The sequence below is a fragment of the Erwinia oleae genome, from assembly GCF_000770305.1.
GTDB classification, from domain to species: Bacteria; Pseudomonadota; Gammaproteobacteria; order Enterobacterales; family Enterobacteriaceae; genus Erwinia; species Erwinia oleae.
In genome coordinates this window covers 13,991-39,054 of sequence record NZ_JNVB01000043.1, presented here as the reverse complement: position 1 = coordinate 39,054, position 25,064 = coordinate 13,991, and the positions used below count along the sequence as shown (strand labels likewise).

26 protein-coding genes and 1 tRNA gene are annotated in these 25,064 nt (G+C 53.7%); 15 read left to right on the top strand and 12 right to left on the bottom strand.

Annotation, left to right across the window (positions count from 1 at the left end; all coding sequences use genetic code 11):
* On the bottom strand, window positions 1–922 hold a 922-nt coding region (locus GS12_RS14570), incomplete at its 3' end, for a flagellin N-terminal helical domain-containing protein (protein WP_034948284.1).
* A gap of 253 nt (window positions 923–1,175) precedes the next feature.
* A complete protein-coding gene (locus GS12_RS14565; RefSeq protein ID WP_034948283.1) occupies window positions 1,176–2,114 on the bottom strand; it encodes a flagellin N-terminal helical domain-containing protein in 939 nt (312 codons plus the stop codon).
* Between the two features lie 233 nt (window positions 2,115–2,347).
* Here GS12_RS14565 and fliD point away from each other — a divergent pair, with 233 nt between their 5' ends.
* From fliD to amyA, 4 genes are all read left to right on the top strand, one after another.
* Entirely contained in the window at window positions 2,348–3,760 is a 1,413-nt protein-coding gene (gene fliD / locus GS12_RS14560; protein WP_034948282.1) for a flagellar filament capping protein FliD, read from the top strand.
* Window positions 3,761–3,773: 13 nt separating this feature from the next.
* Complete coding sequence (gene fliS, locus GS12_RS14555; protein ID WP_034915621.1) at window positions 3,774–4,163, top strand: flagellar export chaperone FliS; 390 nt, start codon at window positions 3,774–3,776, stop codon at window positions 4,161–4,163.
* Window positions 4,164–4,183: 20 nt separating this feature from the next.
* Window positions 4,184–4,537 (top strand): flagella biosynthesis regulatory protein FliT, encoded by a 354-nt coding sequence (fliT, locus tag GS12_RS14550; protein WP_034948280.1) that lies wholly within the window; start codon window positions 4,184–4,186, stop codon window positions 4,535–4,537.
* A 115-nt stretch (window positions 4,538–4,652) separates the two neighbouring features.
* Window positions 4,653–6,134 carry an alpha-amylase gene (gene amyA / locus GS12_RS14545; RefSeq protein WP_034948278.1) on the top strand — a complete coding sequence of 494 codons (1,482 nt, stop codon included), beginning with the start codon at window positions 4,653–4,655 and terminating at the stop codon, window positions 6,132–6,134.
* Between the two features lie 44 nt (window positions 6,135–6,178).
* Here the strand turns inward: amyA and yedD are convergent, their stop codons facing one another.
* On the bottom strand, window positions 6,179–6,658 hold the full coding sequence (gene yedD, locus GS12_RS14540) for a lipoprotein YedD (protein WP_034948288.1): 480 nt from the start codon (window positions 6,656–6,658) through the stop codon (window positions 6,179–6,181).
* 219 nt (window positions 6,659–6,877) lie between these two features.
* On the opposite strand from yedD, the gene GS12_RS14535 reads away from it, so the two are divergent.
* The 4 genes from GS12_RS14535 to GS12_RS14520 all read left to right on the top strand — a co-directional run bounded on the left by GS12_RS14535 (window position 6,878) and on the right by GS12_RS14520 (window position 11,845).
* Window positions 6,878–8,479, top strand: a complete 1,602-nt coding sequence (locus GS12_RS14535; protein ID WP_084089720.1) for a methyl-accepting chemotaxis protein — start codon at window positions 6,878–6,880, stop codon at window positions 8,477–8,479.
* A 9-nt stretch (window positions 8,480–8,488) separates the two neighbouring features.
* Window positions 8,489–9,787, top strand: coding sequence for an ABC transporter substrate-binding protein (locus tag GS12_RS14530; RefSeq protein WP_034948276.1), 1,299 nt, complete (start codon window positions 8,489–8,491; stop codon window positions 9,785–9,787).
* 90 nt (window positions 9,788–9,877) lie between these two features.
* Window positions 9,878–10,201 carry a DUF6388 family protein gene (locus GS12_RS14525; protein ID WP_034948273.1) on the top strand — a complete coding sequence of 108 codons (324 nt, stop codon included), beginning with the start codon at window positions 9,878–9,880 and terminating at the stop codon, window positions 10,199–10,201.
* A 252-nt stretch (window positions 10,202–10,453) separates the two neighbouring features.
* Window positions 10,454–11,845 carry a GGDEF domain-containing protein gene (locus GS12_RS14520; RefSeq protein WP_034948272.1) on the top strand — a complete coding sequence of 464 codons (1,392 nt, stop codon included), beginning with the start codon at window positions 10,454–10,456 and terminating at the stop codon, window positions 11,843–11,845.
* A gap of 50 nt (window positions 11,846–11,895) precedes the next feature.
* Here the strand turns inward: GS12_RS14520 and GS12_RS14515 are convergent, their stop codons facing one another.
* From GS12_RS14515 to GS12_RS14490, 6 genes are all read right to left on the bottom strand, one after another.
* Window positions 11,896–12,162 (bottom strand): hypothetical protein, encoded by a 267-nt coding sequence (locus GS12_RS14515; RefSeq protein WP_034915638.1) that lies wholly within the window; start codon window positions 12,160–12,162, stop codon window positions 11,896–11,898.
* Between the two features lie 123 nt (window positions 12,163–12,285).
* Window positions 12,286–14,037 carry a glycosyl hydrolase family 28-related protein gene (locus tag GS12_RS14510; protein ID WP_034948286.1) on the bottom strand — a complete coding sequence of 584 codons (1,752 nt, stop codon included), beginning with the start codon at window positions 14,035–14,037 and terminating at the stop codon, window positions 12,286–12,288.
* Window positions 14,038–14,338: 301 nt separating this feature from the next.
* A complete protein-coding gene (locus GS12_RS14505; protein WP_034948271.1) occupies window positions 14,339–14,635 on the bottom strand; it encodes a hypothetical protein in 297 nt (98 codons plus the stop codon).
* Complete coding sequence (locus GS12_RS14500) at window positions 14,632–15,000, bottom strand: DUF7940 domain-containing protein (RefSeq protein WP_034948270.1); 369 nt, start codon at window positions 14,998–15,000, stop codon at window positions 14,632–14,634. The genes GS12_RS14505 and GS12_RS14500 overlap by 4 nt, the downstream gene beginning before the upstream one ends.
* Entirely contained in the window at window positions 14,997–15,464 is a 468-nt protein-coding gene (locus GS12_RS14495) for a glycoside hydrolase family protein (RefSeq protein ID WP_034948269.1), read from the bottom strand. The genes GS12_RS14500 and GS12_RS14495 overlap by 4 nt, the downstream gene beginning before the upstream one ends.
* 128 nt (window positions 15,465–15,592) lie before the next feature.
* Window positions 15,593–15,976, bottom strand: coding sequence for an antiterminator Q family protein (locus GS12_RS14490; RefSeq protein WP_034948267.1), 384 nt, complete (start codon window positions 15,974–15,976; stop codon window positions 15,593–15,595).
* A gap of 244 nt (window positions 15,977–16,220) precedes the next feature.
* On the opposite strand from GS12_RS14490, the gene GS12_RS14485 reads away from it, so the two are divergent.
* Together GS12_RS14485 and GS12_RS14480 are read left to right on the top strand one after the other, a co-directional pair.
* Window positions 16,221–16,880, top strand: a complete 660-nt coding sequence (locus tag GS12_RS14485) for a LexA family transcriptional regulator (protein ID WP_235421188.1) — start codon at window positions 16,221–16,223, stop codon at window positions 16,878–16,880.
* Window positions 16,881–17,807: 927 nt separating this feature from the next.
* Entirely contained in the window at window positions 17,808–18,062 is a 255-nt protein-coding gene (locus GS12_RS14480; protein ID WP_034948265.1) for a biofilm development regulator YmgB/AriR family protein, read from the top strand.
* 43 nt (window positions 18,063–18,105) lie between these two features.
* On the opposite strand, the gene GS12_RS14475 is transcribed toward GS12_RS14480, so the two are convergent.
* Window positions 18,106–19,071, bottom strand: a complete 966-nt coding sequence (locus GS12_RS14475; RefSeq protein ID WP_034948262.1) for a chemotaxis protein — start codon at window positions 19,069–19,071, stop codon at window positions 18,106–18,108.
* A 201-nt stretch (window positions 19,072–19,272) separates the two neighbouring features.
* Window positions 19,273–19,473, bottom strand: coding sequence for a hypothetical protein (locus tag GS12_RS14470; RefSeq protein WP_034948259.1), 201 nt, complete (start codon window positions 19,471–19,473; stop codon window positions 19,273–19,275).
* Window positions 19,474–19,616: 143 nt separating this feature from the next.
* Between GS12_RS14470 and GS12_RS14465 the strand changes: the two genes are divergently transcribed.
* A tRNA-Lys gene (locus tag GS12_RS14465) sits at window positions 19,617–19,692 on the top strand.
* A gap of 48 nt (window positions 19,693–19,740) precedes the next feature.
* On the opposite strand, the gene fliE is transcribed toward GS12_RS14465, so the two are convergent.
* Window positions 19,741–20,052 carry a flagellar hook-basal body complex protein FliE gene (gene fliE, locus GS12_RS14460; RefSeq protein WP_034915658.1) on the bottom strand — a complete coding sequence of 104 codons (312 nt, stop codon included), beginning with the start codon at window positions 20,050–20,052 and terminating at the stop codon, window positions 19,741–19,743.
* Between the two features lie 227 nt (window positions 20,053–20,279).
* On the opposite strand from fliE, the gene fliF reads away from it, so the two are divergent.
* Genes fliF through fliI form a run of 4 tightly spaced genes read left to right on the top strand, consistent with a single transcriptional unit; the run spans window position 20,280 to window position 25,063 of the window.
* Window positions 20,280–22,028 carry a flagellar basal-body MS-ring/collar protein FliF gene (fliF, locus tag GS12_RS14455; protein WP_034948256.1) on the top strand — a complete coding sequence of 583 codons (1,749 nt, stop codon included), beginning with the start codon at window positions 20,280–20,282 and terminating at the stop codon, window positions 22,026–22,028.
* Complete coding sequence (gene fliG, locus GS12_RS14450) at window positions 22,025–23,017, top strand: flagellar motor switch protein FliG (RefSeq protein WP_034948254.1); 993 nt, start codon at window positions 22,025–22,027, stop codon at window positions 23,015–23,017. Before fliF ends, fliG begins: the two co-directional genes overlap by 4 nt.
* The gene (fliH, locus tag GS12_RS14445) at window positions 23,010–23,702 is read left to right on the top strand and encodes a flagellar assembly protein FliH (protein ID WP_034948253.1); all 693 of its coding nucleotides are present in this window, start codon (window positions 23,010–23,012) and stop codon (window positions 23,700–23,702) included. The genes fliG and fliH overlap by 8 nt, the downstream gene beginning before the upstream one ends.
* Window positions 23,702–25,063 (top strand): flagellar protein export ATPase FliI, encoded by a 1,362-nt coding sequence (gene fliI / locus GS12_RS14440; protein WP_034948252.1) that lies wholly within the window; start codon window positions 23,702–23,704, stop codon window positions 25,061–25,063. The genes fliH and fliI overlap by 1 nt, the downstream gene beginning before the upstream one ends.
* Window position 25,064 lies beyond the last annotated feature (1 nt).

Genomic DNA, 25,064 nt, shown 5'->3' with positions numbered 1-25,064 from the left:
GCATGGTCTGCGGAACCTGGTTGGCCTGAGCCAGCACGGACGAGCCGGCCTGCTGGAGGATCTGCGCACGTGACATGTTCGACACTTCCGTCGCGTAATCCGAGTCCTGAATACGGCTGCGGGCTGACGACAGGTTGTCCACCGTGTTGTTCAGGTTGGTGATGGTTGATTCAAAACGGTTCTGCGACGCACCCAGCAGGCTGCGCTGTGAGTCAACCGATTTGATGGCCGCATCGATATCGGCCAGCGGCGTGGTGCCTGACGCCGTACCGGATGCGCCGCCGGTGACCTTGCCTTTCAGCACGTCAAAGCCGACCGCTTCAGTGGTACGTGCGTTACCGTTAACCGTGTCGGTGCCTGACGCCATGGCTTTGGTGTTCAGTGCCGTGCCGCTGCTGATACCGGCTGCCGCCAGGTTGTAGCTGTCGCTTTTGCTGATGGTGATGGCGATCTTCTCGCCGTCTTTTGAACCCACCTGGAAGTTGTAGTCGGTTGAGCCCGAACCGGTGTTCAGCACCTTGATGCCGTTAAAGTCGGTCTGCTTGGTCACGCGGTTGATCTCTTCCATACGCTGGTTAACTTCAGACTGGATGGAGTCAATGTCGGATGCAGAGTTGGAGCTGTTCTGTGCCTGAACGGTCAGGTCACGCACGCGCTGTAAGTTGTTGTTGATTTCTGACAGCGCGCCTTCAGCGGTCTGTGCCAGCGAGATACCGTCATTGGCGTTACGCGCCGCCACGGTCAGGCCGTTGATGTTGGAGGTGAAGCGGTTGGCAATGGCCTGGCCCGCTGCATCATCCTTCGCGCTGTTGATACGCAGACCGGAAGAAAGACGCTCGATCGCAGAGCCCAGCGATGCCTGAGATTTGTTCAGGTTGTTCTGTGTGGTCAGAGACAGGGTGTTAGTGTTAATTACGGCCATGATAAAATTCCTTAAAAGGTTGGGTATGGGTCAGGTTTCTGGCTCATGGCCGTACCGCCTTCAATAAAGTTATCGTCACGGTGCAAAAGATCTTTAGGGGTAAACAGCAGAATTTGCGGGAATAACGCCGGAAATAACCGGCACCGGCATCATGCACTTTTCGGAGGGACATCAGCGGGCGCCCTTGCGGCAGCCGGTATGCGTATAAAAAAAAAGAGCCTCATGATGAGGCTCTTTTTGCGAATCACGCGTATTAACGCAGCAGGGACAGCATGGTCTGCGGAACCTGGTTGGCCTGAGCCAGTACGGACGAGCCGGCCTGCTGGAGGATCTGCGCACGTGACATGTTCGACACTTCCGTCGCGTAATCCGAGTCCTGGATACGGCTGCGGGCTGACGACAGGTTGTCCACCGTGTTGTTCAGGTTGGTGATGGTTGATTCAAAACGGTTCTGCGACGCACCCAGCAGGCTGCGCTGGGAGTCAACCGATTTGATGGCCGCATCGATATCGGCCAGCGGCGTGGAGCCTGACGCCGTACCGGATGCGCCGCCGGTGACCTTGCCTTTCAGCACGTCAAAGCCGACCGCTTCAGTGGTACGTGCGTTGCCGTTGACCGTGTCGGTGCCTGACGCCATGGCTTTGGTGTTCAGGGCCGTGCCGCTGCTGACACCGGCTGCCGCCAGGTTGTAGCTGTCGCTTTTGCTGATGGTGATGGCGATCTGCTCGCCGTCTTTTGAACCCACCTGGAAGTTGTAGTCGGTTGAACCTGAACCGGTGTTCAGCACCTTGATGCCGTTAAAATCGGTCTGCTTGGTCACGCGGTTGACCTCTTCCATACGCTGGTTAACTTCAGCCTGGATGGAGTCAATGTCGGAGGCAGAGTTGGAGCTGTTCTGCGCCTGAACGGTCAGGTCACGCACGCGCTGTAAGTTGTTGTTGATTTCTGACAGTGCGCCTTCAGCAGTCTGTGCCAGCGAGATACCGTCATTGGCGTTACGCGCCGCCACGGTCAGGCCGTTGATGTTGGAGGTGAAGCGGTTGGCAATTGCCTGGCCCGCTGCATCGTCCTTCGCGCTGTTGATGCGCAGACCGGAAGAAAGACGCTCGATCGCAGAGCCCAGCGATGCCTGAGATTTGTTCAGGTTGTTCTGTGTGGTCAGAGACAGGGTGTTAGTGTTAATTACGGCCATGATGTGTTCCTTATAAATGAAGAGTGACCCGGGCTGCTGGCCCAGGGCCATTAACCGTTAACCAGGTTATCGCCTCATTTCGAGGAAACTTTATTTTTTATTTTTAGCAAAGCGTCTAACTAGACCCTTTTCTCACGTCTATTTGTCTCATTGTTTTTTTAAAATGCCTCTAACATTTACTCAGTCACTGCCGATACTACTTGCAATGATGGTGAACGAACTAAGGATTATCTATGGCAAGTGTAAGCTCACTCGGTGTTGGAACCAGTCTTGATCTCAGCTCGCTTTATGACAGTTTGGAAACAGCGGAAAAGACCCGTCTGACGCCTATTACCACGCAACAGACTTCATATAAGGCTAAACTGACTGCCTGGGGCGTTGTACAAACTTCATTAGCTAAAGTTCAGACCGCAGCGGCGGCCCTTAAAGATACCTCGTCAATTGCCTCAACAAAGGTTACCAGTACTAACACCGCGTTTAGTGCTTCACTGGCAACCACGGCAACTGCCGGCAGCTATTCAATTGAGGTTTCACAATTAGCGAAAGCACAGTCGCTGCTATCAAAATCAGCGACAAGCAGCTCTACGGATCTTGGTGATTCCAGCCTGAGCTCACGTACGATTACTATTGCTCAAACCGGCCAATCTACTCCTCTTGAAGTAACATTGACCAGCGACCAAACCAGCCTGTCGGATATTCGCGATGCGATTAATAAACAGCAGGGTAGCGTCACTGCGAGCATAATCAAGTCGGATGACAATACTTATTATTTGTCGCTGACCTCGCGTGATACTGGTACCGCGAACGCCATGACCGTAACAACAACGGATAGCGCGCTTTCAGCTTATATTAGCTATGACGGGAATGCTTCAAACACCAGCAATGGTATGACGCAAAAAGTCGCAGCCGCTGATGCTAAGCTCAATATTAATGGCGTAGATATTACCCGCAGCAGCAATACCATTACCGATGCGCCAGAAGGCGTAACGTTGTCGCTGACTGCAACGACCGCGACAGATAAACCGGAAACGTTAACGGTAACAAAAGATAATTCGCCGATGACAACGGCGGTGCAGGCGTTTGTCGATGCGTATAATTCGTTGCAGACCACGATATCTTCACAGACGAAATATACCGCTGTCGATCAGGGAAGTACCACACAAAACACCAGCAATGGCGACCTGTTGGGTGATGGCACACTGCGAAATATTCAAACGAGCCTGCGCTCAATGCTGTCAACCAGCCAAAGCGGCGGTGATTATACGCTTTTATCACAGATAGGTATAACACAGGACGTCGATGGCAAATTAACTGTGGATAGCACTAAGTTAAATAAAGCGCTGGACGAAAAACAATCAAGCGTCATCAGTTTTTTGTCCGGCGACGGAAAAACAACCGGATTTGCCACACAAACAAGTAATTTGCTCGACAAGATTCTGGGCAGCGATGGGGCAATTCAAAATGCGCAAGATGGTATAAATAGTTCACTGAAACAGCTGAGTGAGCGCTCGACGGCGATTACTGCGAGCATTACAGCGACGATGGCCCGTTACAAAACACAGTTTACTAATTTAAGTACGTTGGTATCGTCGTTGAACACGACTGCTGCTTATTTGACGCAACAGTTTAGTTCGTCAAGCTCATAGTTGAGGAAGAGATATGTACGCGAAGACAGGAATCCAGGCCTATGCCCAGGTGAGCGTGGAAAGCGCGGTATTAAGTGCAACCCCTCATCAACTGGTGGTGCTTTTGTTCGATGGCGCGCACAGCGCCATGAAAAAAGCGGCCATTTTGATTGAGCAGGGAGATATTCAGGGCAAAGGGCAGGCTATTTCCAAAGCGATTAATATTATTTCTAACGGGCTGCGCGCAGGCCTGAACCATGAAGCGGGTGGTGAAATCGCCGGGAATCTTGACGATCTTTACGAATACATGACGCGCCGCCTGCTGCACGCCAACTTGCATAACGATCTGAATGCGATTACCGAAGTTGATTCGCTACTGGCAAATATTTCTGACGCATGGAAAGAAATTAGCCCCACTCCTTAACCTTTGCAGGATACATTCTGATGAATGGTAATGTCGAAATGCTTGTAAACTATCAACAGCTTTTGAATATGAGCAAGTCTATGCTCTCTCTGGCCATTGAAGGTAAATGGAACGATCTCATTGATTGTGAAGTTGATTATCTTCAGACCGTTGAAAAAGTGACGCATAATGAACTGCCTGCTTCCCTGCCGCAGGGTTTGCAAAGCCAAATTCGACTTGCCGTCAAAGAAATTCTTGCAAATGAAAGTCAGCTGAAAACGCTATTAACCGGGCGAATGGATGAGCTACGCGCGCTGGTTACCAGCAGCTCGCACCAGCGTAATATCAGTACAACCTACGGAAGAATATCCGGCAACGTTCTGTTTCCTGAATGATTTAACGTTTTTTCCTGCCTTTCGGGCCGACAAGAAAAATATTTTTCGTCGGCCCGCGCTTTTTTTCCCACCTGCTCCATACTTCAGATCCCGTTAATTGCTGGAGCCTGGACGCATGCATAACCCCACGTTATTACAGTTTTTTCACTGGTATTACCCGGACGGCGGCAAACTCTGGCCGGAAGTGGCTGAACGCGCCGCGTGGCTCGCGGAAACCGGCATCACTGACGTGTGGTTGCCGCCCGCCTACAAAGGTGAATCCGGCGGTTACTCGGTGGGTTATGACACTTACGATCTGTTTGACCTCGGAGAGTTTGACCAGAAAGGCTCCCGCGCCACCAAATACGGCGATAAACAGCAGTTATTAGCAGCGGTCGATGCGCTTAAAGCGCAGCAGATTGGGGTGATTCTGGATGTCGTCCTCAATCATAAAATGGGCGCCGATGAGAAAGAGCGGATGTTAGTTAATCGGGTAAATCCGGACAACCGCGAAGAGATTGCAGAAGAGGTGATCGAAGCCGAGGCCTGGACACGTTTCACCTTCCCGGTGCGGGACGGTAAATACTCCAGATTCGTGTGGGATTATAAGTGCTTCAGCGGCGTCGATCACATCGAAAATCCCGATGAAAACGGCGTATTTAAAATCGTCAATGACTATACCGGTGAAGGCTGGAACGATCAGGTCGATGATGAACTGGGCAATTTTGACTATCTGATGGGCGCCAACATCGATTTCCGTAATAAAGCGGTTACCGAAGAACTTAAATACTGGGCGCGCTGGGTGATGAACGAAGTGCACTGCACCGGTTTTCGACTTGATGCCGTTAAGCACATTCCTGCCTGGTTCTATAAACAGTGGATCGATCATATTCAGGAAGTCGCCGATAAGCCAATGTTTATCGTGGCGGAATACTGGGCGCATGAAGTGGATAAACTTCAGCACTATATTCACCAGGTCGACGGCAAAACCATGCTGTTTGACGCGCCGTTGCAGATGAACTTCCATATCGCCTCGCAGGAAGGCGCGGGTTACGACCTGAGCCAGATTTTTAATAACACGCTGGTGGAAAAGGATCCGTGGCACGCGGTAACCCTCGTCGCCAACCATGATACGCAGCCGCTTCAGGCACTGGAAGCACCGGTCGACGCCTGGTTTAAGCCCCTCGCCTACGCGCTGATTTTGCTGCGCGAACAGGGCGTTCCGACTGTTTTCTATCCCGACCTGTTTGGCGCCAGCTATCAGGACAGCGGCAGCGATGGCGAAAACTGTCAGATTGAGATGCCTGCGATCCCGGCGCTTGAAGCCCTGATTCAGGCGCGTCAGCGTTACGCGCACGGCGCGCAGACCGACTGGTTCGATCATCCTGACTGCGTGGCCTTCGCCCGCAGCGGCACGGAATCGCTGCCGGGCTGCGTGGTAATCATGTCGAACGGCGACGAAGGCGAAAAAACGCTGCCTCTCGGATCGGATCTGGCCGGGAAAACCTGGTACGACCTGTTGGGACATCGGCAGGAAACGGTGACCGCCGACTCGGAAGGCAACGCGCTGTTCCGCTGCAACGGCGGCAGCGTCAGCGTTTGGGTGATTCAGGCATAAAAAAAGCCCGCGCTTGCATGCGCGGGCGTTTTACATTTAACGGTTCAGGATTTCTGATTTTTTCTCATCGCCTTCGGGTGCGATTTTTTGTTTTTCACCGTCGGCTGCGCCTCTGCCTTTGGTGCGTTGTTGATGTCATCCAGCGCCGTCTGACACTCTGACGTGGGCTGCGACACTTTTTCAAGCACCAGCTTATCGTAATGCAGCATGCCGCCTTCGAGTTCCAGTGGCATCACGCGCACCTGATCGTTGACGTTGACCCACTCGTCATCCAGGCGCGTCACCTTGCCCGGCTTGGCAATCACCCGCTGCCATTGACGGCAGTCAAGCGTATCGCCCGCCGGGGTAATAATCAGTGAGGCGATCGCTTCGCTGCTGACCAACCCTTTCTGCGGCCCTTTGCTCTGCCAGTTTCCGACAAGCGCCGCAGGCGGCGGCGTTTTTACCGCGCTTTGATAGTTTGGTATCTGCGCGCAGCCCGACAGCGCAACCGCTGCGGCGGTCATAGCAATCCACTTTTTCATTTTCAGTTCCTGACTCATCCACCAGGCGCTACGTTATAATGTCTGCCTGCGTACCGCAAGCGGCACCGCACCAGCCAGGGCCATCCTGTTGAGCACGCTTCAATATTTCCGCGCCGTCTAAAGTTCATCACCCCATTTGCCGATAACCAGTTGCAAAGCAAAAAAATAGCGACGGTGAATATTAACGCACCGCAATTATCGACAACCGGGGAAGTATCTATGCGTCTGACCATTCGCGCCCGCCTGATTGGCATCGTGGGCCTGCTGTGCGTTCTCCTTATTGTTTCCGCCGTCTGGGGAATTATCGGCCTGCGCGCCGCCGACCAGCGCGCTGCCACCACCTACCGTACCGAACTGTTGCCCTTACAAACCACCTCACGGCTGTTTCGTACCGCTCAGCTTCAGTCCGCCACGCTTTTTGAGGCGCTGCGCTACTGGACAGATCCCGCTGAAGTCGATAAACGACTGGAAAAAATCAGCCGTTACGCCGACCAGATCGCTCAGGATCGCACTCGCCTGAATGCGATGCCGCGCATTCCCGGCACCGAAGCGCTCAGTGCGAAGCTGCTGGATGAACTGAATGTTTACCAGGCTGCGCTGGCGGAAGCGGGCAAGCTGCTCAAAGCGGGCAACCCGTCCGGCGCGCTGGTCATTATTGAAACGCAACTGCGCAGCGGCAGCGAAGCGCTACAGGCGGATATGGACAGGCTTGATGCACAGATGCGTCAGCATGCCGGAAAAAACTACGAGGAGAGCGCCAGTTCTTATGCGCTGGCGCGTAACAGCCTGATTGCTATCCTTGCCATCGGCCTTTGCCTGGCGCTGGTGGCCGGCTGGATGCTGATCCGCTCCATTGCGCGGGCGATTACCGCTGCGCGTCGCTTTGCGGAGTCAATCGCCGAAGGCCAGCTCAATCACCACGTCACCCATTTCTCTTCCGATGAGATGGGCGAGCTGATGCGCTCTCTGGCGACCATGGACGTCAGGCTTGCAGAGATTGTCCGCGAGGTGGGCGAAAGTGCCGGGGCGCTGAATGATGCAGCCCGCCAGATGGCGGCGGGTAATGATGACCTCTCCGAGCGCACCCATTCTCAGGCCAGCTCGCTGGAGCAGACGGCGGCCAGCATGGAGCAGATGACGGCGACGGTAAAACATAATGCCGATAACGCCGCGCAGGCCAATGAGCTGGCGGTAACGGTACGTGAACAGGCGCAGCGCGGCAGCAACGTATTGCAGGAGGCGGTGGGCGCCATGCAGGAGATTGAATCCTCCAGCAGGCGCATTGCGGATATCAACCGGGTGATCGATGAAATCGCCTTCCAGACCAACCTGCTGGCGCTGAATGCGGCAGTGGAAGCGGCGCGTGCCGGCGAGCAGGGCCGCGGCTTTGCCGTGGTCGCCTCCGAGGTGCGCCAGCTGGCGCAGCGTTCTTCAAAGGCCGCGCAGGAGATCAAAGAGCTGATTCAGGCGAGCGTCAGCAAAGTGGATACCGGCAGTTCGCTGGTGATGCGCTCCGGCGAGATGCTCATGGAGATCAACAACGGCGTTGCCCGCGTGGTGGATATTGTCGGTGAAATCGCCATTGCCAGCCGCGAACAGTCAAGCGGTATCGATCAGGTGAACATTGCGGTAACCCAGATGGACAGCGCCACGCAGCAGAATGCGTCGCTGGTGCAGGAAGCCACCGCCGCCAGCCAGACCGTGAGCGAACACGCCGGACTGCTGGTTGAGAAGATGTCATTCTTCCGCCTTCAGGAAGGCGTGCCACAGGCTGCTGAAGCGCATGCGATCCACGCAACGCTCACCCCGGCGTGGAAATAAGGAGCGGACATGCGTAAAACTACCCTGCTCGCCCTGATGCTGTCGCTGCCGCTGGCGGCGGCGGCAGACACCACCCTGACCATCGCCACCATCGCCAATGGCGATATGACTATTATGCAGCAGATCGCCTCGCGCTATGAGCAGAGCCATCCGGGCGTACATCTGCAATGGAAAATCATGAGCGATGCCGAACTGCGTAAAGAGAACCTGGCGGCGATGAGCAGCGGCCAGGCCGGTTTTGACGTTATCACCGTTGGCACCTATGAAGCGCCGCTGTGGGGACAAAAAGGCTGGCTGACGCCGCTCAACGCGCTGCCGGCGGACTACGATGCAGACGATCTGTTGAAACCGGTGCGCAAAGCGCTGTCGTCAAACAACACGCTTTACGCCCTGCCCTTTTATGGCGAAAGCAGTATGACCTACTACCGCAAAGATCTCTTTGCGGCAAAGAACCTCACCATGCCTGACGATCCCTCATGGAGCGATATCAACCGCCTCGCCGCAAAACTGACCGATCGGGCAAAAGGTATTAACGGGCTTTGCCTGCGCGGCAGCGCGGGCTGGGGCGACAACGTGGCGCTGATCACCACGATGGCCAACGGCTACGGCGCACAGTGGTTTGACGATCGGTGGCAACCGATGCTCAACAGCCCCGAATGGCGCGAAGTGTTGCAGGATTATGTACAGATGGTGCGTGACTACGGCCCGTCGGATACGGTTAAAAACAGCTTCGGCGAAATTCTCCGACTGATGGCGCAGGGGAAATGTGCGATGTGGGTGGACAGCACCGTTGCCGCCGGCATGCTGGTGAATCCGCAGATTTCGATGGTGGCGGACAAAATTGACTTTGCGCCCGCACCGGGCGAGCTGACCCGCAACGGATCAAACTGGCTATGGGCATGGGCGCTGGCGGTGCCGACCAATGCGCCGAACAAGCAACAGGCGGTCGAGTTTATCAGTTGGGCCACCTCGCGCGCCTATATTAAGCAGGTTGCAGAAACCGTGGGCTGGGGCGCGGTGCCGCCGGGTAGCCGTAACTCCACCTATGAACAGGCTGACTACATCAGACTTGCGCCCTACGCCAAACGCGTTAAGGCAGCAGTAGAGAGTGCGTCCGTTGAGCAGCCCACGCTGGGGCCGGTGCCTTATCAGGGCGTGCAGTACGTCAGCATTCCTGGTTTCGATCGCATGGGCAATGCCGTTGGCGAAAATATCGCCGCGCTACTGGCGGGTAAGCTGACGTTGGATGAAACGCTGACGCGCAATCAGCAAGCGGTCACGCAGATTTACGCCGAAACGGCGCGTTAACCCGGTTGCCGGACGTCCGCGACGCGTCCGGCATTTCAACCCGGCTTTTCAGCGTGTAAACTGGCGCCTTTTCTCCTGTCAGGTTCCATGATGAAAACCATCGAAGAATATTACATCCTTGCAAAAACACTTTTTCTTGAGGCGTGCCCGGAGATTAAAAGTGCGATAAGCGCACTCACTGAAGCAGACGCCGCACGCGCTGGCATAACGCTTCCTCAGCTTCAGGCGCTGCAAACCGATCGCGCCTGGGCCGCCTGGACCCGTGAAAGAAAACTGGACGGCATGCTTTTCGCTATTCAGCTGGCGGAGCCGGACAAAGCCGTTGCTGCCGAAGCGATCGAAGCCTATCTGCGCAGTCATGCAGAGGCGCTGGGGATGAGTTGGGAAGCGTTCTGTATCAAAAACGAACTTTAACGCTGCCTGTTTTATTACCGGGCATCGGGGTTAAGAATGCTCCCAAAGCCGAATTCACGATAAATTAGTGTTCGATAAGCCCCTGGATTTGCGATATACATTAGCAAAAAAAAATTTTGCGGGCGCACGATTAATTATCGATCAGGCGACGTTAAATCAATCTATCGCAGTCATATTGGCCCGTTTTGCGGGGTGATATCGCGCCGTCATATTTTCAGGCGGCATGGCTCTTAAGCATATCGAACCTTAACAATGCCTCATGATAAATACAGAGTTGGCACCATCGTATTGTTTCTTCTTGCGTTTGGTTTCGCTGCCTTAGGTATCTGGTGCCGTAGCTATAACGCCCTTTCTCTGTTCTGGCCCTGTAACGCCATCATGGCTGGCCTGATGATACGCTTTCCCTGTTTTAATCAGAGGCTCAGCTTCCCGGTCATTTTTAGTGCGATGGTAATTGCCGATCTTATGTCCGGAAGTTCGCTGATGATTTCGCTGGGCATGACGGCAGCCAATGTGGTTTTCATGGTTATCGCCAAAAACGTGCTGCTTTCAAACTCGTTTAATCACGCCTTCTCTCAGCATCTGCAAACCCTTCTGCGTGTGTTTCCGGCCTCCATTCTCGCCGCAGCGGGCTGTGCTGCGGTGGGTTCGCTGGCCAGCCAGCACTATTTTCACGAAGATTTTGTTAAAGGGTGGATCTCGTGGTTTTGCGAGCAGGTTTCCACCTCGCTACTGATTTTGCCGCTTTTTATTACGCTGCCGCGCCGGGCCGAACTGCCGCAGTTGGGTAGCGAGATGCGGCAAAGCTCCCTGCTGCCGCTGGTTGCGCTGGTGGTGTCGACCCTGACCGGTATCGGTGTTGGCGGCGGCGGCAGTCTGATTTTCCCGCTGCCCGCCCTGGTCTGGTGCGCCATCAGCTACCCGGTTTTTTTTACCTGCCTGCTCACGCTCGCCACCGGCATTACGGAAATTGTTCTTGTTGCCAGTGATATGCTGAATATTCAGGGCACGGATGACTTTTTTCGTATCGATAGCCTGGCGTCTGCACGGCTTGGCGTTGCCGCGATGATTGTCAGTCCGCTCATCGTTGCGCTCAGCACCAGTGCGAATAAACGGCTGCTGGCGCGCATCACTCAACGCGCCGACTATGACTACCTGACCGGTGCGCTGACGCGAAGCGGCCTGGCGGCAAGACTGGATGCGTTAACCCAGGGCAAAGGCAGGCAGCATGTTTTTTTTGGGGCAGTGCTGGTGATTGATATCGACCGTTTCAAAAGCATCAATGATACCTGGGGCCATGCGGCCGGAGATATCGTGCTGGCAAAAACCGCAGAGCGTCTTCAGCAATCTTTATTACAGAAAGCAATGATCAGTCGAATGGGCGGTGAGGAGTTTTTGATTTTGATTGAGGGAATTTCACAACCGCGCGCGCTACTGCTGGCAGAACGTTTGCGTCAAAGCGTGGAACGTAACACGATTATGTTTAATGAGCATGATCTCAGCGTAACCATCAGCATCGGCGTCAGCAGGCTGAATCTCACCCATCCCGCCAGCCTTGATGAATCGATCAAGACTGCCGATGAGCAGCTCTACATTGCTAAATCCAGCGGGCGCAACCGCGTCAGCCCGCAGTTTGTTCTGTAAATAAAAAAAAGCCCGCCATGTAGGCGGGCTGATTTTACTGCTGTGAACCGTCAGGCTTCGTTTTCGATGCGGTTAACGTCGATTTCGAGATCCTGGATAAATTTATCCAGCTCGTCGAGTAAGCCGCCCTGCCGGGTCAGTAAATCGTTAATTCGTTCAGCGAACGCCGGATTTTTATACTCTCCCTGGTCGAAAGCCAGCCAGTGGGTCGAGAGCATTTCCGTGTTGGTCTGCGCATAATGGCGCATCTCTTTTAACTGCGAAGTGACGTCACGCAGGTGATCGGTCGGCAACTTAGTTTCTTCATTATCACTCATGCATATATCCTTCTTTAGTTAACGCGTACAGGTTCTGACTGCTCCGTTTTCCTAAAGTTCCTTAACATTTCCATAACCAGTTTATGCAGCATAAAAAAAACCGCCTTCCCTGGCGGCCATCGCTTAGTAGTAAGCGACTTTGCGGTCCGTGCCGTTAATGTTAAGGGTGATATAGCCTGTCGGCGTGGTTGCGCCAGGCGCCACCGCCGTCGCTGTCGCCAGCGTCAACACGCCCTTCTCGTTTGCGCCAAAACCAGCCAACCCGTTATGGAAACTCATCCGCGCATTTGGCGAGGTGGTGCCGATAGTGGATGTGTCGGTCACTTCGCTAAGGTCGACGGTGAACAGGTTACAGACGCCGGCATCAAAACGCGTCGGGCCGGTCGAGGTGAGGTTAAACACCGTGTCACCGCTGGACGCCTTGAGCTTCACCCAGACCTCCACGTAGGTCAGGCCAATTCTGTTGAGCTTCACGTCTAATACCGCCGGAAAACCTTTATGCTGAATATCAGCATAAATCGCGTTGGCGCAGCGCGAGATGTTCAGCCACGTCAGGCAGGACGCCATCGTGGTCACCGGATTCCCTGCCGTGCCGCTCAGCGAATCATTGGTGCCTTTGCTAACGATCTCGACCACCCACTGCTGGTTATCGTTTGGCATGGTTAACTTGCCGAAGCGATACCATTTGTCGCTGCCGGACGTGTTGGTTATCCGGTAGCCACTGTACCAACCGGCCTTCATTGAGCCGGTCATGGCCGTGCCGAAGCTTTCGTCCCTGCGCCAGCCATATTCGTAGCCGGAAAGCCAGCGGGTGGTGAGATTCGCATCCATGTTCATCGTCGCCCCGGCCTGAAGATTGAGCTGGCGAAGTTGCACGCGGCTGTTGGTCATATCCAGCGGCGTGGCACAGTCTTCAAGGCTCAGGGCTTCAATCAACCACTGCCCCTCACTCAGATTGCCCGGATAACGCGTATGCTCAATCCATATATTGCGCAGCAGCCCCTGGGTAACACGCGGCATATAAAGCGTAGCGTCGCCGTAACCGGTCTGGAAGTTACAGTTGGAGATTTCAATAGCGGTTGAGTGATCCCACACGCCCGTCGTCGTGCCCGACCAGCCGACGTCCAGAACCCTTGCGAAGGTGTTGAGGGTGTAAACCTGATCGAATTTTGTATCCAGCGTGTCCTGAACTTTGATAACCGTACCGCCATTGTTTTGCGCACGGAAGCTGGTAACCAGCACCGACTGACCCGCGGTGGTGGTGTTGACAAAAAACGGCTGCTGATTGGAACACATCGTCGGAGCAATCGCTGCTGTATTGGCAACGATATCCGCATTGGACTGGCCGTTCCAGGTGATGCCCTGAATGACCGTCCGGCGGGCTTTCACCAAAAAGACCGGATTAGTGGATTTATCGGAGATAATGGTGGTTCGTGGCATGGCGCCATGCGGGTTGTAATCCCCCTGAATATAGAAGAACGCCATTTCCGTTGCCGACAGATCCATCGGACTCAGCAGGAATTTCCCGGCCGGGAAACGCACCCCGAGATCCTTAATATTGCTGTTGTACTTCTGCGACCACGCCAGCATCAGTTTGAACGCCGGACTGTCGTCAGTGACGCCGTCGCCCTTCGCGCCAAAGTGATACAGGTTGAGCTCATCCGGGTCGTTAATGATACGTTTCCAGTAAAAACCGTTGCCGGTCGCGACCGTACCGGAGTCATCGGCCAGCGTGGTGGCAGAGACAAACCCGACAAAATCGCCGCCGCCGTGAAAGGTGGCGTCTTTATCGTAATAGCGTTTGAGTGCCGCAATATCACCTGATTTAGCAGGTGCAGTGGTTCTCAGCTCAGCAAAAGAATTAACTTCAATCATAATAGCCTCCACGGTGACAAGCATTCACCAGTCACCTTTACTTAATAATTAAGGGAATAAAACATCTAAAAGAGGGAAACATCTTAAATGAATGGCATCCGTTATTTATTAATCTGTCTTTTTCCACAGACAGTTATTGCGTATTATTTATTTACGCTGACTTTCGACACAGATTTTATCCCACATATCATTGTGAGCATTAATTTCCCTGATAGTTCTTATATCTAACAACTGCCAGTCGTTACCGTAAGTTTTAATGGGTGAGAAAAAAGTACAGGATGAGTCCGTTGATATCTGCGGGCTACTTGTCACTGTGCCAGGAGGATTCACGCAGCTTGTTACGAGCAGCATCATCGCTGAGAGCGTTATTATTTTCCTGTACATTTTTGGCCTCCTCACTGTTTTCCGCCTGCTTTTTTGCTACGGCGGAAATGCGTGATAGTTCATTTTTCGTTTCACTGACTTCCGCGCGGGCTTTTTCTTCAACCCGGCCGTTTTTTTTTCCACCAAACCAACTGGCAACCAGCGCCATGATCACCACGCCGATGCCCGCCAGCAGATGCCAGCTTCCTGAAAAAAGAGAGAGAAGTAAGCTCATGCTTTTTGCCCCTCATTGGTGGTATTCTGATCCGTTTCGACAGGGCGTTGCGCCAGGAGTGTTTTCTGACGGACAAACTGCGCCAGCACCGCCATGGCCACCATGAAGGAGGCAATAAAGCCGAGGTAATGCTGTGGAAGCACCGTCTTCACATCGTCCGGCAGGCCGGTCCATGCGGTAATGGCTGAAGAAGGAAAGGATTGCGCCCATGCGCCCAGCGCCGAACCGATTGACGCCAGCCAGACCGACCATGTTTTGGAAAGAAGATGCGCATGCGCAACCATTTCTATTTTGCCGCGGCGGAATGCCACCCACGTAATACAAACTGCCACGATAATAACAGCGACAAACAGGATGAATTTCATATAACCCCCTGATAACATTGATAAGTACCGGTACGCATTACTTGTGCATGGCGCCTCGCTCTCGCCGGTGTTTGCTTTGCCCAACGGCTGTTCAGCATCGCGTCAGCCGCCCCGTCAAAATTTCCTTCAGATATCATTACCAGCATATTTTTAAACGCGCACAGTCCCGATACGCCCAACTGGTAAGCCATGCTATAAAGCACATCCGCTCGCGCCTGATTACACTTATTCAGCGCGGCTCGCAACGACGGTTGGCTGTTTATTTCAGCTATTTTTTGATCAATTATTTTTTGCATCCAGACTTCTCCAACGTTTCGGGGAACGTTAAAAATATAATTCTCCAGAGGTGCATTTTTGGGACCAATGACAATGCCGCATCCAATTGTCGGATAGCCTTCAGTATCGATATAAGCGTGCTCTTTATAGCCCTCTTCATAGGCAATAATTGGGATTATTTTGCTCATAGCCTGCTCCTTTAATGTATTACCGCGAGACTCACCGGCCGTCCCGATAAATATTGATGGATAATGACTCGTTAAACTTCAGGGAAATAAGTTGTAGAGAGGTATAAATATTGAGGCAGCAAAGGATATTAATCAGACAATTCACACCGTTTTTCAAATTCCAACCTGCTGTCCATGGCGCAAAGCATACCTTCAATAAATCCTTCGGCCGTTTGTAGCTGTTTTCGTAATGTACCGTCTGCGCAGTGCAGTCGCCGCGCAAGCGCGCGTAAAGAGACACGATAGTGGTAATGTGCGACCAACAGGCGATGTTCATCAGGATGATATTTCTTGAGCCGACTGATACAGGCATCGAGGATCATGCCGTCAGGGTCGCTACAAATCGGACGCGTGGCCGGAGGAGAGGTAATCAGGCCGCGAAAACCTGCGGCAATGTGTGAATAACTTACGCCGCTGTGGTCGGTCGCCGCCCAGCCTCCCCACGCCTCCAGTAACAATTTTATATCCCGCATTGGAACCCCCTCGACGAGTGCACAATATAATATTGAGATAAGGTCTGGCGCTTATGACAACGCATTAAGCGTAAGCGCGGCGACACCGCATTGGGTAAAAAGACAGGCATCAGAATGCGCTGTAAAGTTTCCAACGATTAGGCTGGACGGCCAGATTGTCAAAGAGCAACGTGATAGTTCCCGAATGCAACCTTCCAATCCCTTTTGCTATCACTTGAGATAATTAATAGCATAGAGTATTAAAATGCGCAATAGCAAAGCGTGTTTGACGAAAAATACGCGTCGCTATAAATTCTGTCATATGAAACCTAATACTCTTGCCTCGCGGCTGAACATAGCCATGTCTACGATGGGATTTACGCAGGGAGCTTTAGCCAAAGCTTCTGGCGTGTCTCAACCTACAATCTGGCGTTTGACGAAAGGAGAAGCGGAGGGATCGCGTAAGCTTGTCGATATCGCCCGTGCATTAGACGTCAATGTTGAATGGCTGGCAAACGGTGAAGGAGAAATGCGTGGTCCGGCTGGATTAAACAGCGTTGATAAAGTAAAGAATGGTACGACTGTCGCCGTCTGGGGCCCTGAGGGTAAAACCAACGAGATGGTCTCTACGCCCAATGGGGTAAAAGCCAGAAAGACCTGGCGCGCCTATATTCTTGAAAGGAACAGCGGGTGTAACGAAGCCACCGCCGGCACCATCATTATTGTCGATACGGACGTACCAGCAGAATCTGGAGATTTGGTCATCGCGCAGGTGCATTCCCGCGTATCGGTTTATCGCTATCTCGAAGGCCCAACCAACGGTTTTTTAACCGTTGACGATCCGCGTCTGCCCGCCGTTGAGCTCTCAGATGACTCAGCGTTAATTGGCGTCGCAATTTTTCTGATCCGTGATTTAAGGCGGTAAGAATTCATATCCTGCCCTTGCAGAATTGTTTCCTTATAGCAGCCTGCGGAAACTCTGTATAGCACAGATATCATCACTTTACCCTCGCTAAAACCGCCCTCTGAAACAGATTAGCCTCAGAGGGACTTTGACGCATTGTCTTAAATGAATAGATTAGTAAAGCTTTTCGCAAAATCGCCACAACAACGCGTAAAAAAAAGCTTAAAAAAATAGCAAACACCTTTAAATCAAATAGTTAAACTAATAGCGAAAATTATTCACTTAATAACCATTGATATTAATAATAACAATGGCTATTGTTTTCTTAACAGGAGGTTTGCTGTTATTCAAGCAGTCCTGAACTGTCTGTCTGTTTATCTTCTAACCGTGTGGAGATGCGCTTATGACCACTATTATCTGGTTAACAGCCCGGGAAAATGGCACCTGTAAAAGTCGTTATAAAAAACGCAGGCAGCATACCGTACAGATAAAACGGCAGGAGAAGATCCTGCTAAAGAAAGTTGCCTGTGCGCTGTCGGGATGCAATGAACGCGTTTTAAAAACATCAGGGAAATGAGCATCATTTAGCACCTCTTATTAGTACTGTTTATACATACAGTATTTTCTTTGTTCGCTGCGATCAACCCTTTTCAGCACCCTGAAAAGCAGGTTGCTGTACAACAAGGAAATTTAGCGCTAATTAACGTGCCGTCGGGCGAGTGGATTTTGCGTGAAAGGCTTGTCAGAAGCCGCTTCGTCGGGGCGTAGAGAGATAAAAAGTCGCGCAGATGAGTGAGAAGTAAAACGTACAATTATGTAAAAAGGCCTGCGCATAATTGTACAAAACAGAAAACATTGTATAAGTTTACCTTCAGATATCGCCTGCATGTTACAGTAATCGCCGGGTCAGAATCTTTCTGGCAGGCACGTGAACTCCTGGAGATGATGATGTTACAACGACAATATTCAACGGATTCTTTAATACCTGATGATTTTCAGTTCGCGCGGGAGTTGCACAGCGGTGAATCTGACATTATCACCGCCATTATTCACGAGCTTTCCGCCAGGGAGGTCTTCGTCTCCCATAAGGCAATTATTTTTAAGCTGTTAGAAAAGCTTGAGACGGAAAAGGACGTGGTTCAGCTGGATATTTACCGACATGCGCTGGAGTTTGTTGTACAGCGCACGCCAGGCGAACTCTGAGACGTAAAAAAAGCCACTGATGTGGCTTTTTTATCGACCAGGATCAGGCCACGGCTTCTTCCAGAACCTTATGGATAATGGCGGAAAGCTGGTTAATTTCGAATTTCGCCACGTAGCCGTTGGCACCCACCTTACGTACGTGATCCTCGTTCGCGCTGCCCGACAGCGAAGAGTGGATGACTACCGGAATACTTTTAAGGTTTTGATCGGTTTTAATGTTGCGCGTCAGGGTAAAACCATCCATTTCAGGCATCTCAAGATCCGTTAGCACCAGCCCGATTTTGTCGCGTATCGAAACCCCCTCTTCGGCCGCCTGGCGCGCCATTACCTTGATTTGCTCCCAGGCTTCCAGCCCGGTGGTATGCATCAGGGCCGGAATACCCATCGCTTTTAACCCCTGCTCAAGCATCGAGCGGGCCACTTTCGAATCTTCAGCAACAATCGCCACCGCGCCCGGCTTCATCTGGAAGTTTTTCAGGCTGATATCGCCCTCTTTCACCTCGCGTACGGATGGAATAACGTCATGCAGGATCTGTTCAACATCCAGCACCAGCGCCATCGCATTTTCCTGCTGAGTGCCTTCCAGCAGCGCGATGCTGGTAATGTTACGGCTGCCCACACCGGATTCTGCGGTATGCACCTGGCTCCAGTTAAGGCGGACGATATCCTCCACCGACTCGACGGCAAACGCCTGCGTGCTGCGCGCGTATTCAGTGACCAGCAGCAAATTAAGGCCGGTGGTCGGCGTGCAGCCAGCGACGGCAGGCAGATCGATAACCGGGATCAGCTGGCCGCGAATATTCGCCATCCCCAGCAGCGGCGACCGCATGCCGGCCGCTTTGGTTATGGTCGGCATCGGTACAATTTCACGCAGCTTGAATACGTTTATCCCATACAGTTCAGACTTTTCATCCGCCGCATCGGCACCCAGTCTGAACAGCAATAGTTCAAACTTATTGGATAATGCAAGGTTCGCTCGCTCATCAATTTCTTTCTGAAAATTATCCACGTGAAATCCCCTGGGTTGTTATTGTCGTTTGTCAACGGTATTAGCGAGCCGCCGGAGTTGTGTCGCGTTTTTCGTTTTCACGTATCAAGCATTAGCGCAGCTAAAATGACTCAGAGAAGTTATCGGCAGGGGAAAGAAAAAGTACAGAAGGTTTTTTTAATTATCGGGCCGCATTTCGCGAACCCGATAATAATGCGAGGATCAGGATTGTTTGAAGGGATCTTTTTTATGATGGTCGCTGTCATCACGCGTACGGGGAACCTCGCCGTGCTCCTGAGGGCTGTCTTTTGCCGGGTAATCATCTTCTTCATAAGCATTACCGACATCAGGCGCGTTCTCCGGCAACCCTTTATGCACATCACCTTCATGCTTGCGGTGGGTATTCTGTTTTTTATCTGACATAGTGCTCTCCAATCGCTCCAGAAGATCTGAGTGTAGTCGAGCACCTGTAAATCGGGGAAACTTCAGGGCATCCTTTGCGTTTAAATATATTTGATATAACGCAATATATTTATAAGATGTAGTGGTAATATTGCGTGCGCATCGGGTCGTTAGCTCAGCTGGTAGAGCAGTTGACTCTTAATCAATTGGTCGCAGGTTCGAACCCTGCACGACCCACCATGCACACCGCAGCAGCAACGCTGCTTTTCGGCAGCGCCGTTCAGGCTTTTATACCTGCATATTCATGATATCGGTATAGGCGCTGACCAGTTTATTACGTACCTGAATCCCCATCTGCATCGAAACAGACGATTTCTGTAAGTCGATCATCACGTCGTTCAGATTCACACCGGCTTTGCCCATCTCAAAATCCTGCGCCTGCGTGCGTGCCGCATTTTGCGTATCGCTGATTTTATTCAGCGCCGCTTTCAGCTCGCCCGCAAAGTCGGCGTGATTCGCCGCATCAGAACGTCCGCCAGCCGCCTGCACTGCCGTGGCCTGAAGCTGCTGCATTACACTTTCAATGCCCTGAATTGCCATCGTTTTCTCCTGTAAGATCCCAGTAGGGAATTTTTGTGTCATTAAACTTATCACAATGTCAATGAGACAAAGGCTCTAAATGAATGCATAAAACGTGGCTTATCCAGCCATCGAAATTTTGATTTCAGAAAATAATGGCAGCCATCAGAAGTGGAAATATCTAGCCAGCGCTTCAGGGAGTCAGTCTTGTTATCACATAACACGAAACGGTCAGGCAGGAACGAGTCATGAATGCAACTGTCACGCAGGATCAACCAGAGAAGAAAGGTCTGAACGACCTGTTCGCTCGCCTACGCGCAAATCCTCGCCTACCGATCCTTTTGGCAGCGGCGGCGGTGGTCGCCATCGTGGTCGCCATGGTGCTGTGGGCTAAACAGCCAGAATATCGTGTCCTTTATAACAATCTCAGCGATGAGGATGGCGGCGCCATCATCACTCAACTGACCCAGATGAACATCCCTTATCAGTTTGACGATAAAGGCGGTGCGCTGATGGTTCCGGCTGAGAAAGTTCACGAACTGCGTCTTCGTCTGGCCGAACAGGGTTTGCCGAAAGGCGGTGCGGTTGGCTTTGAGCTGCTGGATAAAGAAAAATTCGGCATTAGCCAGTTCAGCGAGCAGGTTAACTACCAGCGCGCACTGGAAGGCGAACTGGCCCGCACCATCGAAACGCTCGGTCCGGTTAAAAATGTTCGCGTTCATCTGGCAATGCCGAAGCCGTCGCTGTTTGTGCGCGAGCAGAAAGCGCCCTCTGCTTCCGTTACCTTGATGTTGCAAGCTGGCCGCGCGCTGGATCAGGGGCAGATCAGCGCCATTACCCATATGGTTTCCAGCAGCGTGGCTGGCCTGCCGCCGGGCAACGTGACCGTGGTCGATCAGGCCGGTCATTTGCTTACCCAGTCTGACAACGCCGGTCGCGACCTTAACGACGCGCAGTTGAAATATGCCAGCGACGTTGAAAACCGCTATCAGCAACGTATTGAAGCCATTCTTGGCCCGATCCTCGGTAACGGTAACGTACATGCACAGGTCACGGCGCAGATTGATTTCAACACCCGTGAGCAGACCGACGAGCAGTTCAAGCCTAACAGCGATCCGGCGAATCAGGCGATCCGTTCTCGTCAGATGAGCGATAGCGAGCAGCTCGGTGGTCAGTATCCTGGCGGCGTACCCGGTGCGTTGTCTAACCAACCGGCTCCGGCAAATCAGGCGCCGATTACCACACCAAATAACAGTGCCAACGGTGCGAACGCAGCAAACACGGCGAACGGTCAGAACAATACCAACGCGGCAGCCAACGGCACGGCTAACCAGGCGAGCTCAACCAGTACGGCCGCCAGCGCGATGCCGTCGAACACGCGACGCGATAACACCACTAACTTTGAAGTGGATCGCACCATTCTCCACACAAAAATGAACGTGGGTGAAGTGCAGCGTCTTTCCGTTGCGGTGGTAGTGAACTACAAGGCTGACGCCGCCGGTAAGCCGATTGCGCTGACCGACGCACAGATCAAACAGATTGAAAACCTGACGCGTGAAGCGATGGGCTACTCCGACAAGCGCGGCGACAGCCTGAACGTGGTGAACTCACCGTTTACCGAAAGCGCGCAGGATACCGGCGGCGACCTGCCGTTCTGGCAGCAGCAGTCCTTCATCGACCAGATGATGGAAGCGGGACGCTGGTTGCTGGTGCTGATTGTGGCCTGGATCCTTTATCGTAAGCTGGTTCGTCCACAGCTGCGTCGCAAGGCAGAGCAGGAAAAAGCCGTTGCCGAAGCGAACGCACTGGCCAGCCAGCAGCGTGATGATAATGACGCAGTATCGGTCAGCCTGTCTAAAGATGAGGCGGACCAGGAACGTAAATCTCAGCACCGCGTAAGTGCTGAGGCAATGAGCCAGCGAATTCGTGAAATGTCCGAAAACGATCCGCGCGTGGTTGCTCTGGTCATTCGCCAGTGGATGAAGGAAGAACTATGAGTCTCACCGGAACTGAAAAAAGCGCCATCCTGATGATGACGATTGGCGAAGACCGTGCCGCCGAGGTGTTTAAACACCTGGATTCGCGCGAGGTACAGCACCTCAGCACCGCAATTTCTAATATGCGCCAGGTCTCGCACAAGCAACTGACCGACGTGCTGCGCGAATTTGAAACGGACGCCGAGCAGTTTGCTGCGCTCAGCCTCAATTCAAATGAATACCTGCGTTCGGTGCTGATTAAAGCGATGGGTGAAGAACGGGCCTCCAGCCTGCTGGAGGATATCCTTGAAACCCGTGAAACCACCACCGGCATGGAAACGCTCAACTTTATGGAACCGCAGGCCGCTGCCGACCTGATCCGCGACGAGCATCCGCAGATTATCGCCACCATCCTGGTACACCTGAAACGCGCGCAGGCTGCCGATATCGTTGCGCAGTTTGACGAGCGTCTGCGTCACGACGTGATGCTGCGTATCGCCACCTTCGGCGGCGTACAGCCAGCGGCGCTGGCGGAGCTGACCGAAGTGCTGAACGGACTGCTTCACGGACAGAACCTCAAGCGTGCGAAGATGGGCGGCGTGAGAACCGCAGCAGAAATCATCAACCTGATGAAGTCGCAGCAGGAAGAGGCGGTCATCGGTGCGGTTCGCGAGTTCGACGGCGAACTGGCGCAGAAAATTATCGACGAAATGTTCCTGTTCGAAAACCTGGTGGACGTGGACGACCGCAGTATCCAGCGCCTGCTTCAGGAAGTAGAGTCCGAATCGCTGCTGGTGGCGCTGAAAGGCTCCGAGCCGCCGCTGCGCGAGAAGTTCCTGCGCAATATGTCCCAGCGTGCGGCCGATATTCTGCGCGACGATCTCTCCAACCGTGGCCCGATGCGTATGTCTGCGGTAGAAAACGAGCAGAAAGCCATTCTGCTTATCGTTCGCCGTCTGGCGGAAACCGGCGAGATGGTGATTGGCGGCGGCGAGGAACAGTATGTCTGATAAGTCCCCTCTGGCCTGGCAGCGCTGGCAACCCGACGACCTGACTCAGCTCGATAAGCCGTCCGTTGTAGAGCGGATGGAGCCGGTCGCCGACGATGCCGAACCGTTCGATCAGCAGCAGTTCGAACTGGAACAGTTGCAAAGCCAGGTACGCACCGAGGCCCAGGGTCTTGGCTACACTGAAGGTCATCAACAAGGCTTCAGCGAAGGACAGAAAGCGGGCTATGACGCCGGTTTCCAGCAGGGTCTGGCGGAAGCACAGCAGCAGCAGGCCCCGCTTCAGGCGCGCATGCAGCAGCTGGTTTCCGAGTTTCATCATACGCTGGAAGCGTTGGACAGCGTCATCGCCGCACGCCTGATGCAGCTGGCGCTGGAAGCCGCGCGTCAGGTGATCGGTCAGGCGCCGCACGTCGACGGCACCGCCCTGCTCCGCCAGATCCAGGGGATGATCCAGCAGGAGCCGATGTTCAGCGGCAAGCCTACTCTGCGTGTACACCCGGATGATTTACAGCGCGTTGAACAAACGCTGGGCGCCACGCTCAGCCTGCATGGCTGGCGCCTGATGGCGGACAGCACCATCCATCCCGGCGGCTGCAAGGTCAGCGCCGAAGATGGCGATCTGGATGCCAGCATTGCCACGCGCTGGCATGAACTGTGCCGTCTGGCCGCGCCCGGAGAACTCTGATGACCACTCGCCTTTCGCGCTGGCTTGGCGCGCTTGATTCGTTGGAAAACCGCCTGACTCAGGTGCCGGACGTGCGCCGCTATGGCCGCCTGACCCGCGCAACCGGTCTGGTGCTTGAGGCGACCGGCCTACAGCTGCCGCTGGGTGCCACCTGCGTGATTGAGCGTCTGGATGGTCAAAACGTGTCTGAAGTAGAAAGTGAAGTGGTCGGCTTTAATGGACAGCGGCTGTTCCTGATGCCGCTGGAAGAAGTGGAAGGCATTCTACCCGGCGCCCGCGTTTACGCACGCGTTGCGGGCGACAGCCAGCACAGCGGTAAACAGTTAATGCTCGGCCCGGAATTGCTGGGCCGCGTACTCGATGGCAGCGGGCGTCCTCTGGACGGTCTGCCCGCACCGGAAACCGGCTACCGCGCGCCGCTGATCACGCCGCCCTTTAACCCCCTTCAGCGCACGCCGATTACCGACGTGCTGGATACCGGCGTTCGTGCGATCAACGCGCTGCTGACCGTCGGTCGCGGCCAGCGCATGGGCCTGTTCGCCGGTTCCGGCGTGGGCAAGAGCGTGCTGCTCGGCATGATGGCGCGTTACACCAAGGCTGACGTGATCGTGGTCGGGCTGATTGGCGAACGCGGTCGTGAAGTAAAAGACTTCATCGAGAACATTCTGGGTGTGGAAGGACGCGCGCGTGCGGTGGTGATTGCCGCACCGGCCGACGTATCGCCGCTGCTGCGCATGCAGGGTGCAGCGTACGCCACCCGCATCGCAGAAGATTTCCGCGACCGTGGCCAGCACGTGCTGCTGATTATGGACTCTCTGACCCGCTATGCGATGGCGCAGCGTGAAATCGCCCTGGCTATCGGCGAACCGCCCGCCACCAAAGGCTATCCGCCTTCGGTATTCGCCAAGCTGCCGGCGCTGGTGGAGCGCGCCGGCAACGGCATCGACGGCGGCGGTTCGATTACTGCCTTTTATACCGTCCTGACCGAAGGCGACGATCAGCAGGACCCGATTGCCGATTCGGCGCGCGCCATTCTTGACGGCCACATAGTGCTGTCGCGCCGCCTGGCGGAATCAGGTCACTATCCGGCCATTGATATTGAAGCCTCAATCAGCCGCGTGATGGCGCATCTGATTGATGAAACACACTACGCGCGCGTTCGCCAGTTTAAGCAGTTGCTCTCCAGCTACCAGCGCAACCGCGATTTGGTCAGCGTGGGCGCCTATGCGGCAGGGAGCGACCCAATGCTGGATAAAGCGATCAAACTCTATCCTGAGCTGGAAACCTTCCTGCAACAGGGCATGTTCGAACGCAGCACCTTTGACGACGCCTGCCTGCATCTACAGGCCATTTTTGGTTAAC

Excerpts from the sequence above, each read along its gene's own strand:
- fliE (WP_034915658.1), bottom strand. The coding sequence starts at position 20,052 with ATGGCAATTCAGGGCATTGAAAGTGTAATGCAGCAGCTTCAGGCCACG.
- amyA (WP_034948278.1), top strand. The coding sequence starts at position 4,653 with ATGCATAACCCCACGTTATTACAGTTTTTTCACTGGTATTACCCGGAC.
- GS12_RS14525 (WP_034948273.1), top strand. The coding sequence starts at position 9,878 with ATGAAAACCATCGAAGAATATTACATCCTTGCAAAAACACTTTTTCTT.
- fliD (WP_034948282.1), top strand. The coding sequence starts at position 2,348 with ATGGCAAGTGTAAGCTCACTCGGTGTTGGAACCAGTCTTGATCTCAGC.
- GS12_RS14500 (WP_034948270.1), bottom strand. The coding sequence starts at position 15,000 with ATGAAATTCATCCTGTTTGTCGCTGTTATTATCGTGGCAGTTTGTATT.
- fliI (WP_034948252.1), top strand. The coding sequence starts at position 23,702 with ATGACCACTCGCCTTTCGCGCTGGCTTGGCGCGCTTGATTCGTTGGAA.
- GS12_RS14470 (WP_034948259.1), bottom strand. The coding sequence starts at position 19,473 with ATGTCAGATAAAAAACAGAATACCCACCGCAAGCATGAAGGTGATGTG.
- fliS (WP_034915621.1), top strand. The coding sequence starts at position 3,774 with ATGTACGCGAAGACAGGAATCCAGGCCTATGCCCAGGTGAGCGTGGAA.
- GS12_RS14480 (WP_034948265.1), top strand. The coding sequence starts at position 17,808 with ATGTTACAACGACAATATTCAACGGATTCTTTAATACCTGATGATTTT.
- GS12_RS14505 (WP_034948271.1), bottom strand. The coding sequence starts at position 14,635 with ATGAGCTTACTTCTCTCTCTTTTTTCAGGAAGCTGGCATCTGCTGGCG.
- GS12_RS14485 (WP_235421188.1), top strand. The coding sequence starts at position 16,221 with ATGCGCAATAGCAAAGCGTGTTTGACGAAAAATACGCGTCGCTATAAA.
- GS12_RS14495 (WP_034948269.1), bottom strand. The coding sequence starts at position 15,464 with ATGAGCAAAATAATCCCAATTATTGCCTATGAAGAGGGCTATAAAGAG.
- fliH (WP_034948253.1), top strand. The coding sequence starts at position 23,010 with ATGTCTGATAAGTCCCCTCTGGCCTGGCAGCGCTGGCAACCCGACGAC.
- GS12_RS14515 (WP_034915638.1), bottom strand. The coding sequence starts at position 12,162 with ATGAGTGATAATGAAGAAACTAAGTTGCCGACCGATCACCTGCGTGAC.
- GS12_RS14510 (WP_034948286.1), bottom strand. The coding sequence starts at position 14,037 with ATGATTGAAGTTAATTCTTTTGCTGAGCTGAGAACCACTGCACCTGCT.
- fliF (WP_034948256.1), top strand. The coding sequence starts at position 20,280 with ATGAATGCAACTGTCACGCAGGATCAACCAGAGAAGAAAGGTCTGAAC.
- fliT (WP_034948280.1), top strand. The coding sequence starts at position 4,184 with ATGAATGGTAATGTCGAAATGCTTGTAAACTATCAACAGCTTTTGAAT.
- GS12_RS14535 (WP_084089720.1), top strand. The coding sequence starts at position 6,878 with ATGCGTCTGACCATTCGCGCCCGCCTGATTGGCATCGTGGGCCTGCTG.
- fliG (WP_034948254.1), top strand. The coding sequence starts at position 22,025 with ATGAGTCTCACCGGAACTGAAAAAAGCGCCATCCTGATGATGACGATT.
- GS12_RS14490 (WP_034948267.1), bottom strand. The coding sequence starts at position 15,976 with ATGCGGGATATAAAATTGTTACTGGAGGCGTGGGGAGGCTGGGCGGCG.
- GS12_RS14530 (WP_034948276.1), top strand. The coding sequence starts at position 8,489 with ATGCGTAAAACTACCCTGCTCGCCCTGATGCTGTCGCTGCCGCTGGCG.
- GS12_RS14565 (WP_034948283.1), bottom strand. The coding sequence starts at position 2,114 with ATGGCCGTAATTAACACTAACACCCTGTCTCTGACCACACAGAACAAC.
- GS12_RS14520 (WP_034948272.1), top strand. The coding sequence starts at position 10,454 with ATGCCTCATGATAAATACAGAGTTGGCACCATCGTATTGTTTCTTCTT.
- yedD (WP_034948288.1), bottom strand. The coding sequence starts at position 6,658 with ATGAAAAAGTGGATTGCTATGACCGCCGCAGCGGTTGCGCTGTCGGGC.